This window comes from Methylorubrum salsuginis (assembly GCF_900114375.1).
Classification (GTDB): Bacteria; Pseudomonadota; Alphaproteobacteria; order Rhizobiales; family Beijerinckiaceae; genus Methylobacterium; species Methylobacterium salsuginis.
This window is the reverse complement of the sequence record NZ_FOSV01000028.1, coordinates 1-15,635: the sequence shown is the minus strand read 5'-3', so window position 1 is coordinate 15,635 and position 15,635 is coordinate 1. Positions and strand designations below refer to the sequence as shown.

Below are 15,635 nucleotides of genomic sequence, written 5' to 3'. Positions count from 1 at the left end.
GGGAGATGGTGCGGGTAGAGGGAATCGAACCCCCACGCCTTGCGGCTGGCGATTTTGAGTCGCCCGCGTCTACCAATTCCGCCATACCCGCGACGCCCCCGCCTCATGGCACAGGCCGGGGCCTCAGGGCCAGCGCGAATTTCAGCCCACCGGCACACCCTCGCTTCCGCCGCCCTTCTGTGCTGAAAGGGCGACGCTTCCCGCCCGCGCCTCGTCTCGGATCGGAGATCCGAGCCGCGGCGCTCGATCCTTGTTTCTGCATCGTCTTTTTCCGAAAGCCGGAAGCCACCTTTCGGGCCGATGCTCTCGCGGATGAGGACCCATGATCCGCCGTCTCTACGAGTGGATACTCGCACTCGCCGCCAAGCCCTCGGCACCCTGGGCCCTCGGGGCGGTGGCGTTCGCCGAGAGCTCGTTCTTCCCCGTGCCGCCCGATGCCATGCTGGTGCCGATGGCGGTCAGCCGGCCCGACCGGGTCTGGCTCTACGCCGCCATCGCCACCGTCGCCTCCGTGCTCGGCGGGCTCGTCGGCTACGCCATCGGCGCGCTGCTGTTCGATTCGGTCGGGTTGTGGCTGTTCAACCTCTACGGGCTCGCCGACAAGGCCGAGACGTTCCAGGCCTCCTACGCCACCTACGGGCATTGGGTGATCCTGCTCAAAGGCCTCACGCCGATCCCCTACAAGCTCGTCACCATCACCTCGGGCTTCGCGCATTACTCGCTGTTCTGGTTCACCGTGCTGTCGGTCGTGACCCGCGGGGCGCGGTTCTTCCTGCTGGCCGCCCTGCTCGGGCGCTACGGCGTCGGCATCCGCGCGGTGCTCGATCGGCACCTGAACGTGGTGGCCGGCCTGTTCGCCGCGGTGGTGATCCTCGGCTTCGTCGCGTTCAAGGTGATGCTGTGAGCCTGCGTGCCCTCGCCCTGGCGCTCGCCGTCGCGGCGGCCGCGACCGTCGGCGCCGCGCTCGTGTTCGAGCACGGCCTCGGCTACGTGCCGTGCAAGCTCTGCCTGACCGAGCGGGTGCCCTATTATCTCGCGGCGCCGCTCGCGCTCGTCGCCGCGTTCCTGCCACCGCGGCCGGCCCGGTTCCTGCTGGGGCTAGTGGCCCTGGTGCTGCTCTACGGGGCGGGGCTCGGCGTCTATCACGCGGGCGCCGAATGGGGCTTCTGGCCCGGCCCGACCGATTGCGGCGGCGGCTCCGGCGCGGGGCCGGCGGATGTCGGCGATTTCCTCAAGAGCCTGGAGAGCGTGCGGCCGGTCGATTGCACGGCCGCCGCGTGGCGCTTCCTCGGCGTCTCGCTGGCGGGCTGGAACGCCGTGATCGCCGCCGCCCTCGCGTTGGTCGCGGCGGCGGCGGCCCTCGGTGGGACTCAGCCCTCGACCGGCCCGCACCAGCCGGGCAGATAGCCGGCGTCCGGCGACTTCGCGAAGCGCATGGCCCGCTCCAGAGCGGCGGAGAAGTCGTCGGCGATCAGCTTCGGCTTCACCTTGCGCCGCAGGAAGTCGGCCCAGAGGAACTCGCTGAACGGCGTCGTGTCCTTGGCAAAGCCCCCCGCTCGGCGCAGCTCGCCCGCGAGGCTGCGATAGGGGTCGTCGGCCAGATCCGAAATCTTCTTCGGGATGTCTTCGAAGCCGACCCGGACGCCCTTGGCGTCGTAGGGATGGACCCAGGACTTGTGGTCGGCCACCGTCCAGAACGCGTCCTTGCTCAGTTTGTGCAGGTCGGCCACCACCGTCACCAGCACGCTCTCGACGCCCTCCTCGTGCAGCGCGCGGGCGAGGTGGTGATGGTCGATGACGTAGTGGTGCTTCTTCGGCCCGAGCAGCACCGGGATCATGTGCGAGCCGAGGAAGGCGGCCTTCTTGTCCGCGTCGTGGTCGCGCCAGCGGCGGCGCTTCTCCGCCACTTCGCGGTAGCCGACCGTCATCTGGGTCGGCCGCAGCTCGGTGATCGGCACGGGTTTGAGCAGGGGTTCGCGCGGGGCCATCGTGGTGTCGTCCGTTCGTCGTGTCGCGGCAAAGCGAGTGCGCTTCGGCGCGACGGCAAGCTGCCGCGATTCACATATATGTGAATCTCACCCCGTATAGCCGCCCATGGCGCAGACCAAGGCCCATTCGGCCTCGGTGACCGGCTGGACCGAGAGGCGCGAGTTGACGACGAGCATCATGCCCTTGAGCGCGTCCTCGGCCTTGATGACGTCGAGGGGCACGGGGCGGGGCATCGGCGCCACCGCGCGGACATCGACCATGCCGAAGCGGCCGGTCTCGTCGGTGTGATCCGGGTAGTACGGCTTGATGATCTCGACGATGCCGACGACGGCCTTGCCCTCGTTCGAGTGGTAGAAGAAGCCGCGCTCCCCCACCTGCATCGCCTGCATCTGCTTCTTGGCGAGGTGGTTGCGCACCCCGTTCCAGAACGTGCCGGCCTCGCCCGCCGCGACCTGCTGCTCCCACGACCAGGTCGAGGGTTCGGACTTGAACAGCCAGTAGGCCATGGGGGAGGGGGCTCCGTGGAGGACGCTCCCGCTTACGGGAATTGCGGCCGCGCTTGAAGCGGGCGAAACCCCGCCCGCGCTCGACGCCGTCGATGTCGGTGGGGATGCTACGCGCCCTCGGCTTCGTAGGCCCCGAGTTCCTCCCGCAGATACGGCGCCGTGCGGCTCGCCGGCGCCGCGGCCACCGCTTCGGGGCGGCCCGCCGCCACGATGGTGCCGCCGAGATTTCCGGCGCCGGGGCCGACATCGATGACGTGATCGGCACCGGCCACGACGCGCATGTCGTGCTCGACCATGACGACGGTGTTGCCGGCATCGACCAGGCCGTTGAGCTGGAGCATCAGGCGGTCCACGTCGGTCGGGTGCAGCCCGGTCGTCGGCTCGTCGAGGACGTAGAGCGTGCCGCCGCGCTGGCCCCGCTGCAATTCGGTCGCGAGCTTGATGCGTTGCGCCTCCCCGCCGGAGAGTTCGGTCGCCGGCTGGCCCAGGCGCAGGTAGCCCAGCCCGAGATCCCGTAGCACGGCGAGCGGGCGCAGCACGGAGGGCTCGTCCGCGAAGGCCTCGCAGGCGCGCTCGACGGTGAGCCCGAGCACGTCGGCGATGGTCAGGCCGTTCCACGTCACCTCCAGCGTCTCCGGCGCGTAGCGGGTGCCGTGGCAGGTCGGGCAGGGGGCGTAGACGCTCGGCATGAACAGCAATTCGACGCTGACGAACCCCTCGCCCTCACAGGCCGGGCAGCGGCCCTTGGCGACGTTGAAGGAGAAGCGGCCGGCGTCGTAGCGCCGCCGCCGCGCCTCGGGGGTCGCGGCGAACAGCTTGCGGACGGCGTCGAACAGGCCGGTATAGGTCGCGAGGTTCGAGCGCGGCGTGCGCCCGATCGGCTTCTGATCGACCTTCACGAGGCGCCGGACGCCCTCCATCCCGCCGACGATGCGCCCCTCGGTCGGGCCCGGTGCGTCGTCGAGCGGATCCTCCGGCTCGTCGTCGGTCTCGACCGGCCGCCCGAGGCGGTCGCCGACGAGTTCGAGCAGCGCCTGGCTGACGAGGCTCGACTTGCCGGAGCCCGAGATGCCGGTCACGGCGGTGAGGCAGCCCAGCGGGAACGCGGCCTCGACCCCGTTCAGGTTGTTGCGGACGATGCCCTCCAGGCGCAGCCAACCCGAGGGTTCCCGCCGCGGGCGCCGGGGTGGCGTGGCGAGACCGAACAGATGCAGCCGCGTGCGCGACGCCTCCACGTCGCGAAGCCCGTCCGGCGGGCCGCTATAGAGCACGGTGCCGCCATGCTCGCCCGCTTCCGGGCCGACATCGACCAGCCAGTCGGCCCGGCGCATCGTGCCGATGTCGTGCTCGACGACGAACAGCGAATTGCCCGAGGCGAGGAGCCCGGCCAGCGCCTCGTGCATGGCGTCGCCGTCGGCGGGGTGCAGCCCGGCGGTCGGCTCGTCGAGCACGTAGGCGACGCCGAAGAGCTGCGAGCGCAGTTGGGTGGCCAGACGCAGGCGCTGCAATTCGCCCGAGGACAGGGTGGTGGTGACCCGGTCGAGCGACAGGTAGCCGAGGCCGAGTTCGGTCAGCGTCCCGATCCGGTCGATCAGGTCGGCGGCCAGCCGCTGGGCGGCCAGCCGCTTCTCGATGGAGAGGTTCGGGGTCACGCGCACGTCCGGCGCGCCCGTATGCGCCGAGGCGCCCGCGGCGGCGCGGCGGGCGCGGTCCTGCCGCCCGGCGTCGCGGTCGAGGGTCGCCGACAGGGCGTCCGCGTCGGGCAGGCGGTCCTCGGCCGCCGGGCGCATCGCCTCGGCGAGATCGGAGAGCGTCATGCGGGACAATTCGCCGATGTCGTACCCGGCGAAGGTGACCGAGAGCGCCTCGGGCTTCAGGCGCTTGCCGTGGCAGGCTGGGCAATCCTCGCTCACGAGATAGCGCGCGGCGCGGCGGCGCATGAGGGCGCTCTGCGAGTTGGTAAAGGTGCCGAGCACGTGGCGGCGGGCGCTCGTGAAGGTGCCCATGTAGCTCGGCTCCAGACGCCGCCGGCGGGCGAGTTGCGTCTGCTCCGGGGTGAGCCCGGCATAGACCGGCTCCTGCGGCTGCTCGTCGGTGAACAGGATCCAGTCCCGCAGCGCCCGCGGCAGATCCTTCCAGGGCGTGTCGACATCGACGCCCCGGCTCACGAGGATGTCGCGCAGGTTCTGCCCGCCCCAGGCCTGGGGCCAGGCCGCGACGGCGCGCTCGCGGATCGTCAGCGACGGATCGGGCACCATCGAGGCTTCGGTCGCCCGGTAGACCCGCCCGAGCCCGCCGCAGGACGGGCAGGCGCCCTGCGGCGTGTTGGGTGAGAAATCCTCCGCGTAGAGCATCGGCTGGCCCGGCGGGTAGGTGCCGGCGCGCGAGACCATCATCCGCACGAGGCTCGACAGGGTGGTGACGCTGCCGACCGAGGAACGCGCGCTCGGCGTGCCGCGCTGCTGCTGCAGGGCCACCGCCGGGGGCAGGCCCTCGATCGCGTCGACATCGGGCACGCCGACCTGATCGATCATCCGCCGGGCATAGGGCGCGACCGACTCGAAGTAGCGCCTTTGCGCCTCGGCATAGAGCGTGCCGAAGGCGAGCGAGGACTTGCCGGAGCCCGAGACCCCGGTGAACACCACGAGGGCGTCGCGGGGCAGTTCCACGTCCACGTCGCGCAGGTTGTGCTCGCGCGCGCCCCGCACCGTGACATAGCCCGGCCGCCCCGCCCCCGCCCGGGCGATCCTGACCCCGTCTCTCGGTTTCGGCTGATCCACTGTCGGTCCTCTCGCCGCATCCGTCGCGCGGGATGCCGGACGCCTCCGGCGCCGCCTAGAGGTTCGGGCGCACGGGCGCCACCCCTGCGGGGCCGCAATCGCCAGCCCAGGTCGCAGGCCAGCCGCTTAGCCGTCCGGCGGTGGGCTGTCGTCAGAGGCCAAGCCGCCGCTTGCCTCATGAAGAGGCTACAAAAGCTGGCTCATCCTCCGCAGCCAGCCAAGCGTGCCCCTCGCATCGAGCTCGATCTCGCCGAGCGAGCTTTCCGTGAGAAGCGCGGCTGGGATCACGACGACCAGTATATGCTTGGGAATCGGACCTGCTCCCTATCAGGTCGACCTGCGCTGACGTCACCGCCCGGTCGCAGCTTCCAGCGCCCGCTCGATGTAGGCGGAGCGGTTGAGGCCGCGAGCCTCAGCCGCCTCGTCGGCCACGCGCAACAGCCCTTTGTCGATGGTGATGTTGATCCGCACCCGCTCGGCCCGGGACGCGGCGCGGCGTGATGAGCTGGACGAAGGCCCCGTGCGCGGTCGCTTCGGGAATGGCCGACAGCTCCGTCCAAGTTCGGGGCCGCGGAATCGGATCACCGTCGGCGCGCAGGGCTGCGAGATGGCCGGACAGTGCCTCCCGCGCCGCTTGCGCCGCGTCCTCGAAGCTGTCGCCTGCCGACACGCAGCCGGGCAGATCGGGAAAGACGACGCCCCAGGAACTTGAACTCTCAGGTGGATAGAGGATGGCGAGGTAAGGCTGCATCGATCGAATCCGAGAGTTGCCGCGGGTTCATGGAATGTGCCGAGTCCGACCCGGCTTGCGCGGGCGAAGGTGTGCCAGCAGCAGGATCGGATCGCGCTGGACCGCACGGCATATCATCGCCACCGGCGTCGGGATGTTCGCGCTGGCCTTGTATGCGTTCCACGTGCTCAGAGACAGACCGAGGAAGTCGGCGGCCTCATTGTTGGACAGCCCGACCTCGCGCTGCCACGCCTCGGCATCGACTCAGCCGAAGGGGCGCTACTCGGCGGTGAGCAGGCGCAGATGGTGCGCGTCGATGGCGAGATCCCCGTCCTCCTCGCCCCAGGCGACGGACCCGCCGTAGAGGCCGATTCTGGCGGTGCCGAACACGGCCGGATCGCGCAGGGGCGCCAGCAGCGTGCCGCCAGTGGCGATCCACCCGGCGAGTTCGACCTGCGTCTCGGTGCCGTCATCGAACCGCACGGCCAGGGCCGAAGGAGCAGCGACGGTCACGGCGGCGATCCGGGGAATTTTGGTCGTCATGGCGGAGACCTCAGGCAATCGGGAAGCGAGGGTTGATGCGGTTCCACTCGGCGCGGATGCGATCGATGTTGGCGGCGGCCCAGGCCAGGGCTTCGCGCGCGATGCGGCTGGGCAGCGAACCGGCCAGGACTGCCAGCGTGGCGATCTCGACCAGGGCCTCGGCATCGGGCGAGAGGACGTGGAAGTGCGGCGGCAGATGGTCGTTGCCGTAGACCGTGATAACCACCTTGCCGAACTGATGAAGCCTGCCCGTCAGCGCCCCCGGCGATGGAATTAATATAGTCCAAAAATCGGATAGACTCGACAGATACCATTCAACTTTCGGACTATGTTTTTGGTGGTGCCGAGCCGTGGCCGGTGGGATCGATGCACCCTCGGCGCCTCCTCGCTGCAGGCGCGCGCCCACATGCGGGCGAGACGGTAGAGGAAGGTGATGCTGTAGGGATCTAAGCCGTTAGCCGGAAAGAAGCGCCCGTAGGCGGGTGGAAGACCGTCTTAAAAACAGTGACCGAAAATTAATAAAGTCCATATTTATGTCGAATGGTGCAATTTTTGTGCTTATATCTATCTTGTCCGGCGGCGGTCGCCGGACAAGTCCACAGGAGAGGTGCGCAACCTCTCAATCCCTTTCTAGTATAAGAGTTGGGTCCTGGTCATCACAGTTGCCCTGTTCTTGTAACCCTGGGGGCTGGGCGGGGTCTGGCCACCTCGCCCGGTTCCTAAAATCGAAGGTAGCGCCGGCTCGTGAGATCGACAATGGATATTGCACAGGAGCGCCGCGATCGATTGATGGCGGTCCGCAAAAACCTCGAGTTGACGCAGGCCGAGATGGCGACAGCGTTGGGTCTGTCACTGAAAGCCTGGAACGATCTTGAAAACGGCCGAAGCGAGGCTCGCAAGATCCACCAACTTGCTGCCGAGCGGGCGGCCCTCCGGTTGGCTGCCGAGTGCGGTACCATCGCGCGGGTGCCGCAGGCGATCATGGACGACCTGATGAGGTTGGCAAGCGACGTTCCATCCGCCGTGGCGCTAGCGGAGGCGATACTGACGCGCGCCTATCTCCGCTCGGACGAGGAGAGCGAGCCTGTTCGAGAGCGGGTGAAGGAAGCGCTGTTTCAGGCGGTCATCGCGGGCCGAGCCCTACGCGGCGAGCCAGACAACGGCCCCTGATGGACCGAGCCGTAGGCGCCCCATCGCGATCTTACGCCTCCTCCTTAACTAACCGGGGGGGCTACGCGTATATACTATGGCGATACGCCGTCTCCCTTCCAAGTAATATATATATTTATATGGCGGCGTCAGCTAATTTATATTAAAAATATTGTAATTAAATCTCATTTACCGTCGGTATAACAGTATTTGTGTTATATTAATCCAGATAAGTTCGGGATGTGGCATCAGGAAAGGTTAGTGCGGCAAAGTTGACGTATTTTCGAGAAAATTTGTCGATTAAAATATGATTGTAGGGCTGATATACGCTCGTTGAAATTTAATCTTCAGGTTTTATGAAGAAAGGTTATATGAAGAAACTCAATTTGCGGCCTTCGGTCGGCTCAAAATCTGGTGGCGCCGGTGCCTTCACTTCCGATGAGGACGATCTGATACATCTAGAATTTCCTCCCGCGAAGGGTGCTGAGAAATCGGGCCTGCGATGCGCACTCTTCATCGCGGATATAGGCTAAAACGGCAGAGTAGGCCGATGCTTTACCTGTCCGGCTACAGGCCAGTCGCCTATCTTTCTTGACGAAGTGGTCCTGCCTGTGAGCTTGAATGTTCATGGTAGAGTTTTGAGCAACTAGGGTCGGCCGATCGATTGGCGCGCGCAACGTGACCCTTATCGACACGGTGCCGCAATCCGTGCTCGATGACGTGTGGGCGAAGACCGGGGCCTTGCTGGAGATTGTCTGATCCGTCAGAGTGTTCACCAGGGCGCCGTGGCCTAGCCCTTCAACTCTTGCATGTGCGGATCGGAGCATGCGGTGCGTCCACTCCATCAGCCTCCGGAATGACAGGTGTCTTTCGGATTGGCGGGTGTTCCGCGGCCCCTGCATCATCCATCGACGGTGGGATCGCCGCGCTCTCCGCGAGATCGGGCCCGAGGATGCAACTTTCGACATGATCGCCTTCCGCGGGACGGTGCTGGGTGATGGCTCGGACGAGCGGCGGGCGCTTCTGTTCTAAGAGTGCCTCACAAAACTCCCGTTCACAGCCGGTGTCCTCTCCGGGCGCGACGGCGCAGGGGGAGTTTTGTGAGAGACACTAAGCCCGATAGAAGGCGACCGGCAGCGGGGGCGGCGGTTCGGTGGTGCCGTTCTGCAAGGACAACCGCATGAAGTGGAGGCGCTCCGCTTTCGACCGGGCGCGGATCCGCGCTTGCGAAACGATCGCAGAAGCGCAGAATGGTGAAGGCCGCCGCGTTGCACCATACAAGCTGCGCAACCACTTCCAACTGCCCGGCCTGTTGGGCTTATCTGCGGCCGACGACCTGAACGACCGCGCGGGAAGACGTGCGCCAGATCCCCGGCATCCGCTACAAGCTCGGGCGAGCGCCGACGAAGCAGAAGCTCACCGTCGATCTAATCATCTAGGTTGTCAGCAAGGCGCGGAGCCGGGATCTCGCCACGGTGCTTCGAGCGGGTCGGTCTCGATGTGCTCGATTCTCGAGCGCGATCGCCGCGGGCTGGTGGTGCATCTGCGCCGGTCGAAGACGGACCAAGCCGGCAAAGGCCAGACGATCGCCGTCCTCTACAGCAAGCTCAAGGTTCCGGCCGCGGTCGATGCTTGGTTCGAGTCATCGGGCATCACCGAAGGCCCGGTGTTTCGCGGCTGCGACCGCGGCCGGCTCAAAGCCGGATGGGCCGTCCCGGTGACGAGGGGGCGTATATCCGTTGCCTCCAAGTGATCTCTCGCGCGATCGAGAAGGTCTCAATCGCGCGAGAGATCGGCCGCGGCACCGCGACGTGGTCGAGCGTCTGCGCCAGCGCTTGACGGGCCTGCACGACCAGATCGATCGGCTCATCCCATCGCTACAGAACGCCAGGCGTGCGATCGAAGAGTCGGTCGGCCGGGTGCCGCCGATCCTGCCTGCCATGTCGGCCGAACTGGAGGAGGTGCGTGCGGCGGCCAATGGGAGCGTGATCGATTCCCAGCGGGCGGATGGCGGCAGCAGCCTCGCCGCTCTCACACAGGTCGATGTCGTCACCGCCACGAGCACGTGGACCAAGCCGCCCTGGGCGCGAGAGGTGACCTTCGACGTCGGCGGTGGTTGTGGACGGCGCTGGGCGGCAGGCAGCGTGCGAACGGGTGGGGGATGGGCGGGACCGATGGCAGTAGTGAGTTGACGTTCCAGATCAGCGTGCTGGCGACACCGATCTCCCTTGAGATCGGTGCGGCCGCCACGGTGGAGCCGCCGTCACGGCCGACGACACCAATGGCAATACAGGCGGACACCTGAGCACCCTGGCACTCGCCCACGTCCTCGGCTGGGTCTCGTTACAGATCGACCATCTCTGGCGCCGCGGCCCGCCCGAAGCCCGCCGCCTGCGCGCGGCCCTCCTCCCCCCCCTGACATAGTGAGGACGACCATGAACGTGGCTGCCATGCAGCGCGCGCTGATCGCCGACCCGAACACTGCGGCGCAGGTGACGATCCTGGTGAGCGGCGGCGGCGCAGCCCTCGTCAGCATCCTCGGCGGGGTCGAGAAGCCCTCCGATTAACCCTGTCGGCCGCCCGTCACCGGGCGGCCGCCTTATCCCGAGGGGCCGAATCGGGGCGCGCCATGACCAAAGACACTGAGACGGCCGGCGAGCTGCTGATCCGGATCGATGAGCGCACGGCCGGCATGGCCAAGCGCACCGAGGTGATCGAGGGCAAACTCGACGGCGTGGTCTACCGCCGCGACATCGAGCCGTTCATGTCCCGCAACGAGATCGTGGCGGCCGACGCAGCCCTGGCGGATCGCGTGACCAAGCTCGAAAGGGCGCTGAGCTGAGCCGCGGTGGGCATCATCACGACGTTCGGCGGTATGGTCGCGAGACTCTTCCACCTTAAGGTGGCTGGCTGACGCCCCGCCTCACCTTTCTCCTCAATCACCTTGGCGCCCCGGCTTCGGCCGGGGCGTTTTTTCGTTTCGGAGGCCGCCCGAGAGGGGAGCCGCCAAGGGCCAATTCCGTCGCCGAGTTGAAACGAAAACCGCCTGTTTCAACTCCCGTCGAAAAAAGTGGTGCCGGTTGCGGGACTTGAACTCGCGACCTACCGCTTACAAGGCGGTTGCTCTACCAACTGAGCTAAACCGGCTCTGCCCGTTTCGCTACCAGCCCGCTTTCCGGCGCGCAAGCCGGCGATGTTTCCGGACGTTTCCGGACGCTGACGTTCGGCTGAATGCCCGTTTCAGAGTGAATTCAACCAGCCCGGCCTAATTCCGCCCCGTCCCGCATACCGGGATGGGGGCGGCCGGTTCCGAAGTTTGCGGCGTCCCGGCCTCTCGCCACGGTGCACCGGTCCGTCCGAACGAGCCGATGCGGCCCGACCACCTGATCGCAGGGGAGGAGCCTCGCGATGGCGTCGATGCGTCCTGCCGGATTGCCGGCCGAACCCGATTTGCGGGCATGCCTGCTCGGGGCGATCCCGGCCCTGCGGGCCTTCGCCCATTCCCTGACCGACGACGGCGCCCGCGGCGACGACCTCGTTCAGGATACGCTCGTACGTGCCTGGAGCGACGCCGATGCCGCCGCCCGCGTCGATGTCATACCCTGGTTGTTCGCGATCCTGCACCGCCGGTTCCAGGCCGAACGCCCCTCAGGCCGCGGCCGAGCGGAGCGGGATGCCCTTCAGGACGCCCCCCGCACCGAGCCGCTGGCCTTTCGCGACGCCCTGCGCCGGCTGCCCGACGCCCAGCGCGAAGCATTGCTCCTCGTGGGCGCGCAGCGCTTCACCTACGGCGAGGCCGCAGCGATCTGCGGCGTGGCGGTGGGCACCCTCAAGAGCCGGGTCGCCCGCGCCCGCGCCCGCCTCGCCGCGGATCTGGATCCGCCCCCCTGAACGCCCGGCTCACGCTATCAGACCGTACGTCCCATCGGAATCGTGGCTTCGCCTCGGCCTTCATCGCGCGCCGAGAACGGTCCGGCCGCCATCGAAAGCCTATCGATGCTCGACGGCGCAGGGTCCGATGTCGTCATCCAGCCGAGCCTCACCGAACCGAACAGCCGCGAGCGGATGTAGGTCCGGTCCGGGGCGATGCGTGCGATCATCGGGTGTTAAGCTCGGCTGAGCGACCTTCGGACGGTCGAACGATTCATGCCGGTCGATTCGGGGCAGTCCGCCCGATCCCGTACGGCATCGATTCATCCCCGGGAGCGAGAGATGGCGGAGCCATCGCCATGGAATGCGGTTCCCGCCTCACGCCCGGTCAGTGTGCTGGCGGTGCCGGGGCGCTGCCTCTTGGAGGACGGCACGGAACATGCCTGCCTCGCCAGTGACCTCGACGCCGACGGCGCGGAGATCGCCTGCTCCGGCAAGCCGGGCCTGGGCGAGCGGGTGGTGTGCTATCTCGACGGCATCGGGGCTTTGCGCGGACGCGTCGAGCGCGTGCGGCCGTCGCGCTTCCGCATCCGCCTCGAGGTCGGCGCCGCGCGGCGGGCCCGCATCCTGGCGCGCATTGCGTGGCAGGAGGCCCGCACCGATGAGCAGCGCACCGCGCCGCGTCTCGTTCCCGTGAACGACCGGACCCAGATCCGCCTTCCCGACGGACGGGTCGTGGCGGCCCGCATCGTCGATCTGTCGATGGCCGGCGTCGCTCTCCAGTTGGAGGCGCCCGCCGACATCCCGCCGCCGGTCGGCGCCGTGGTCCGCGTCGGCCTGCGCTACGCCGCCGTCGTGCGCCCGACGGAGACCGGCTTCGCCGCCCGGTTCCGCCTGCCGTTCAGCCGCGAGACGTTCAGCCCCGAGGTCGTGCTCTGACCGCTTCCGGCGCGGCGTGGCCCTACGGACTCGAGGCCGGCGGTGTGATCCTCACGGTGCGCCTGACACCGCGGGCCGGCCGCGCCGCCCTCGACGGCGTGCGCGTGGAGGCGGACGGGCGGCCGGTCCTGGCCTTACGGGTGGCGGCGCCGCCGGTGGAGGGGGCGGCCAATGCGGCCCTCGTTGCCTTCGTGGCCAAGGAGCTCGGCCTGCGCCAAGGCGATGTCGCGCTGGCCTCCGGCGAGACCTCCCGCATCAAGCGCCTGCGCCTGTCCGGCGATCCGGCGGCGCTCGCCGCCCGGATCGAGGCGTGGATCACCGCCGGATAGAGCATCCTCCCGAAAGGTGGGAACCGGCTTTCGGAAAAGACGGTTCTCTCGACCGGAGGGGTTTGCCGATCTCGAAAGGGCTGGAGACATGTCCCTTTGCGTGTCCAGGCCAGAGCCGGTGAGGGGAGGCCGGGCCCCCGGCGCCCCGCCGAAGGGCTTGCTCCCTTGAGAGGCCCGGACTTCAGCGCATCGCGTCGCGCTGCGCCATCGCGGTGGCGGATTTCGACTTCTGCATCGTCGCCTCGATCTGGTCGCGCTGGCGCTTGAACTCGGCGAGCAGGCGCCCGTCGAGTTCGCGCCCGCGCGGCACGCGGATCTTCATCGGATCGACGAAGTGGCCGTTGATGACGACCTCGTAGTGCAGGTGGGCGCCGGTGGAGAGGCCGGTCGAGCCGACATAGCCGATCACCTGTCCCTGCCGCACCCGCGCCCCCGCCGTGACGCCGCGGGCGAAGCGGGACATGTGGTTGTAGGTGGTGACGTAGCCGTTGATGTGCTGGATCTCGACCCGGCGGCCGTAGCCCGAATCCCACTCGGCCTTGATGACCGTGCCGTTGCCCGCCGCGACGATGGGCGTGCCGATGGGGTTGGCCCAATCGACGCCGGTATGGAGCTTGGCGTAGCCGAGGATCGGATGGCGCCGGTAGCCGAAGCCGGAGCGCATGATGCCGTCGGCGATGGGCTTGCGGATCAGGAACTTCTTCAACGACCGCCCCTGGTCGTCGAGATAATCGATCGAGCCGTCGTCGGGGGACTGGAACCGGTAGACCTTGCGCCACTCGCCGCCGAGATTGAGCGCGGCGTAGAGCAGTTCCGGCCGCTCGGCCGCGGCGGGGCCGGCATCCTCGTCGTAGGTGTAGAACAGGTCGAGCCCGTCGCCCGCCGAGATGCGGCGCTGGAAATCGATGTCGTAGCTGAACACCCGGACGATATCCTCGACGGTCGCACGCGGGACGTCGTGGCGCGCGGCCGTCTCGTAGAGGCTCTGGTAGAGCCGCGGGCCGGTGCCCTCGTCCTCCTCGTCGTCGCCCTCCTGCGCCTCCGCCTGCGCGGCCGGCGTCCGGGCCTTGGTCTCGTCGACCGGGGGCGCCACGGGGACGAAGGCGCCCTTGTCGTTGATCGCGGCGATCGCCTGCACCCCGCTCTCGCCGTAGAGCACCACGCGCGTCACCTGTCGTCCGTCGCCGGGCTTCGGCCCCGGCGCGACCTGAACGCGGAACTGCTGGCCTTCCGAGAGGCCCGAGACCTTCGCCTTGCCGCCGAGCGCGGCGACGATGCCGGCAATCGCCGCGTCGGAGGCATGGCCGGTGGCCTTGAGCATCGCCTCGACGGTGTCCCCGCGCTTCAAGGCGAGGTCGCGCTCCTCCACCAGCGGCGCCTCGCCGGAGCGCAACTCGACCTTGGCCAGCTTGGTGACGTTCTCGGGGACGACCAGCACCTCGATCGACTTGAACGGACTGCCGTCCTCCGGCTTCTTCTCGTCGAAACCCGGGAAGCCCGAGCCCTGGCGCAGCGTGCGCGACAGCATGATCTGCGGCGCCAGCGGGAGCGCGGTACGTCGCCCGGCTTCCGCCGTGAGACGGCGCTCCTCCTCGACCTGCGCCGTCACGTCCTCGTCGGTGAGGGCGGGCGCGTTGGCGTCGAGGGCGATGTCGGCGAGATCGCGCTTGACCACGGTGACTTCGGCGCCGGGCGCGTCGGCCGCGCTCGGTTCGGGCGCGCGCTCCTGCGGCTCGTCGGAGACGAACTTCATCGGATCGAAGCGCGGCACGTCGGCGGCGAACACCCCGGTCTGCATCGACAGGGCCGAGGCGATCCGCACGAACGGTTTGACCTTGATGATCTCGCGATCACCGAGCCGCACGGTCACGGGCGTGCGGAAGGTCTGCTTGGCCGAGGCGATCATCAGATTGCGCACCAGCCGGTCGCCCTTGTGGGCGAGGGCCACGCCCGCCTCCTCGGCGGGCTGCGGCCGGGCGATCAGAGTCGGCTTGTCGGAGATCGCGGCGAGCGACACGTCGCCCTGCAGGGAGATGTGGATCGCCGCGCCGATCAGCAGCGCCCCGGTGATGCCGGTCAGGGCACTGGCGCAGAGCCAGCGCAGGTTGACATCCCGGCGGTCGATCTGGCGGGCATTCGCGCCGAGCAGGTTGAGCGGCGGCTCGACGCCCCGCGGCAGGTTGGCCGGGCGCCTCTGCGCTCCCGCCGCTCCTCCGATCTTCAGCCGCTCGCGCGTCACGGGCTTCCTCTGCATCGGCGCTTCGGACCGGATGTCTCGATGAGCAGGAGACTTACCAGAGTTGCCGCGAACCGGCGACCTGGACTTCGGCTTCGGGATGTCCGGGGCCAGCATGTCCACATTGAGGCGGACGGGCCCGACCGGCCGACACCCGCGCGCGAGCGTGCCGTCACACGGCCGTGATCCGCCCGTGATCGAATGCAGGGAACTTTTCTGGATTTTTCGATTGACGTGGGGGTTGGGGGCTCGTAGAAGCACCTCACCGACGGGGCGCCGCGGCCCACCCACTGGGTGGCACGGTGGTCTTGAGGTCTTCGGGACTGTTTTGGCGGCACGGCTGATCCGGGCGACTGGATCGGACGATCGCTGTCCTCGGTGTCTCGGATGTGTCAGCCGGATCGACGGTTGACAGGACGGTTCGCCGGCTCTAGACGCCACGGACCGCTCGGGCGGACTTCCCGGCGGCGACTGCGGTCGCTGCGTGAACGGGACCGCCGCGGTACTATCGCTGAAGACGGGGCTGATCGGGCCGGGCAACCGGAGCGATGGCGCGTTCTCGGC

19 protein-coding genes and 2 tRNA genes are annotated in these 15,635 nt (G+C 68.2%); 10 read left to right on the top strand and 11 right to left on the bottom strand.

All coding sequences use genetic code 11. From position 1 onward, the window contains the following. Positions 1-6: 6 nt before the first annotated feature. A tRNA-Leu gene (locus BM140_RS22245) sits at positions 7-91 on the bottom strand. A 231-nt stretch (positions 92-322) separates the two neighbouring features. Between BM140_RS22245 and BM140_RS22235 the strand changes: the two genes are divergently transcribed. Both BM140_RS22235 and BM140_RS22230 read left to right on the top strand, forming a co-directional pair. Continuing rightward, entirely contained in the window at positions 323-904 is a 582-nt protein-coding gene (locus BM140_RS22235) for a YqaA family protein (RefSeq protein ID WP_091951232.1), read from the top strand. Next, a complete protein-coding gene (locus BM140_RS22230; protein ID WP_091951230.1) occupies positions 901-1,407 on the top strand; it encodes a disulfide bond formation protein B in 507 nt (168 codons plus the stop codon). Before BM140_RS22235 ends, BM140_RS22230 begins: the two co-directional genes overlap by 4 nt. Here BM140_RS22230 and BM140_RS22225 read toward each other — a convergent pair. From BM140_RS22225 to BM140_RS26435, 7 genes are all read right to left on the bottom strand, one after another. Continuing rightward, the gene (locus BM140_RS22225) at positions 1,371-1,988 is read right to left on the bottom strand and encodes a ParB-like protein (RefSeq protein WP_091951228.1); all 618 of its coding nucleotides are present in this window, start codon (positions 1,986-1,988) and stop codon (positions 1,371-1,373) included. The genes BM140_RS22230 and BM140_RS22225 overlap by 37 nt on opposite strands. 87 nt (positions 1,989-2,075) lie before the next feature. Continuing rightward, positions 2,076-2,495 carry an EVE domain-containing protein gene (locus BM140_RS22220; protein WP_091951226.1) on the bottom strand — a complete coding sequence of 140 codons (420 nt, stop codon included), beginning with the start codon at positions 2,493-2,495 and terminating at the stop codon, positions 2,076-2,078. Positions 2,496-2,602: 107 nt separating this feature from the next. Next, the gene (locus BM140_RS22215; RefSeq protein ID WP_091951224.1) at positions 2,603-5,275 is read right to left on the bottom strand and encodes an excinuclease ABC subunit UvrA; all 2,673 of its coding nucleotides are present in this window, start codon (positions 5,273-5,275) and stop codon (positions 2,603-2,605) included. A gap of 348 nt (positions 5,276-5,623) precedes the next feature. Next, complete coding sequence (locus BM140_RS26015) at positions 5,624-5,746, bottom strand: ribbon-helix-helix protein, CopG family (RefSeq protein WP_244535575.1); 123 nt, start codon at positions 5,744-5,746, stop codon at positions 5,624-5,626. After that, positions 5,688-6,026, bottom strand: a complete 339-nt coding sequence (locus BM140_RS22210) for a type II toxin-antitoxin system HicB family antitoxin (protein ID WP_091951222.1) — start codon at positions 6,024-6,026, stop codon at positions 5,688-5,690. The genes BM140_RS26015 and BM140_RS22210 overlap by 59 nt, the downstream gene beginning before the upstream one ends. A 258-nt stretch (positions 6,027-6,284) precedes the next feature. After that, positions 6,285-6,548, bottom strand: a complete 264-nt coding sequence (locus BM140_RS26440) for a DUF2442 domain-containing protein (RefSeq protein WP_244535574.1) — start codon at positions 6,546-6,548, stop codon at positions 6,285-6,287. Positions 6,549-6,558: 10 nt separating this feature from the next. Beyond that, positions 6,559-6,954, bottom strand: a complete 396-nt coding sequence (locus BM140_RS26435) for a DUF4160 domain-containing protein (RefSeq protein ID WP_244535573.1) — start codon at positions 6,952-6,954, stop codon at positions 6,559-6,561. Positions 6,955-7,304: 350 nt separating this feature from the next. Between BM140_RS26435 and BM140_RS22195 the strand changes: the two genes are divergently transcribed. From BM140_RS22195 to BM140_RS22175, 5 genes are all read left to right on the top strand, one after another. Further along, positions 7,305-7,718: a helix-turn-helix domain-containing protein gene (locus tag BM140_RS22195; RefSeq protein WP_091951221.1), complete on the top strand. Its 414-nt coding sequence runs from the start codon at positions 7,305-7,307 to the stop codon at positions 7,716-7,718. 1,159 nt (positions 7,719-8,877) lie between these two features. Continuing rightward, positions 8,878-9,450, top strand: coding sequence for a site-specific integrase (locus BM140_RS25570; protein WP_131803930.1), 573 nt, complete (start codon positions 8,878-8,880; stop codon positions 9,448-9,450). A gap of 58 nt (positions 9,451-9,508) precedes the next feature. Continuing rightward, positions 9,509-9,889 carry a hypothetical protein gene (locus tag BM140_RS22180; RefSeq protein ID WP_091951215.1) on the top strand — a complete coding sequence of 127 codons (381 nt, stop codon included), beginning with the start codon at positions 9,509-9,511 and terminating at the stop codon, positions 9,887-9,889. Positions 9,890-10,132: 243 nt separating this feature from the next. Beyond that, entirely contained in the window at positions 10,133-10,264 is a 132-nt protein-coding gene (locus BM140_RS26640; protein ID WP_280142622.1) for a hypothetical protein, read from the top strand. 62 nt (positions 10,265-10,326) lie between these two features. Further along, positions 10,327-10,539: a hypothetical protein gene (locus BM140_RS22175; RefSeq protein WP_091951213.1), complete on the top strand. Its 213-nt coding sequence runs from the start codon at positions 10,327-10,329 to the stop codon at positions 10,537-10,539. A gap of 229 nt (positions 10,540-10,768) precedes the next feature. Here BM140_RS22175 and BM140_RS22170 read toward each other — a convergent pair. Beyond that, positions 10,769-10,844: transfer RNA gene (locus BM140_RS22170), tRNA-Thr, on the bottom strand. Between the two features lie 261 nt (positions 10,845-11,105). On the opposite strand from BM140_RS22170, the gene BM140_RS22165 reads away from it, so the two are divergent. Then, complete coding sequence (locus tag BM140_RS22165; protein WP_091951210.1) at positions 11,106-11,588, top strand: sigma factor-like helix-turn-helix DNA-binding protein; 483 nt, start codon at positions 11,106-11,108, stop codon at positions 11,586-11,588. 17 nt (positions 11,589-11,605) lie between these two features. Here the strand turns inward: BM140_RS22165 and BM140_RS22160 are convergent, their stop codons facing one another. Continuing rightward, positions 11,606-11,797 carry a hypothetical protein gene (locus BM140_RS22160; protein ID WP_091951207.1) on the bottom strand — a complete coding sequence of 64 codons (192 nt, stop codon included), beginning with the start codon at positions 11,795-11,797 and terminating at the stop codon, positions 11,606-11,608. A 112-nt stretch (positions 11,798-11,909) separates the two neighbouring features. Here BM140_RS22160 and BM140_RS22155 point away from each other — a divergent pair, with 112 nt between their 5' ends. Beyond that, entirely contained in the window at positions 11,910-12,506 is a 597-nt protein-coding gene (locus BM140_RS22155; protein ID WP_131803928.1) for a PilZ domain-containing protein, read from the top strand. Positions 12,507-12,550: 44 nt separating this feature from the next. Beyond that, the gene (locus BM140_RS22150; RefSeq protein ID WP_244535572.1) at positions 12,551-12,835 is read left to right on the top strand and encodes a DUF167 family protein; all 285 of its coding nucleotides are present in this window, start codon (positions 12,551-12,553) and stop codon (positions 12,833-12,835) included. Between the two features lie 181 nt (positions 12,836-13,016). Here BM140_RS22150 and BM140_RS22145 read toward each other — a convergent pair whose 3' ends face one another. Then, complete coding sequence (locus BM140_RS22145) at positions 13,017-15,074, bottom strand: M23 family metallopeptidase (RefSeq protein ID WP_091951297.1); 2,058 nt, start codon at positions 15,072-15,074, stop codon at positions 13,017-13,019. Positions 15,075-15,635 lie beyond the last annotated feature (561 nt).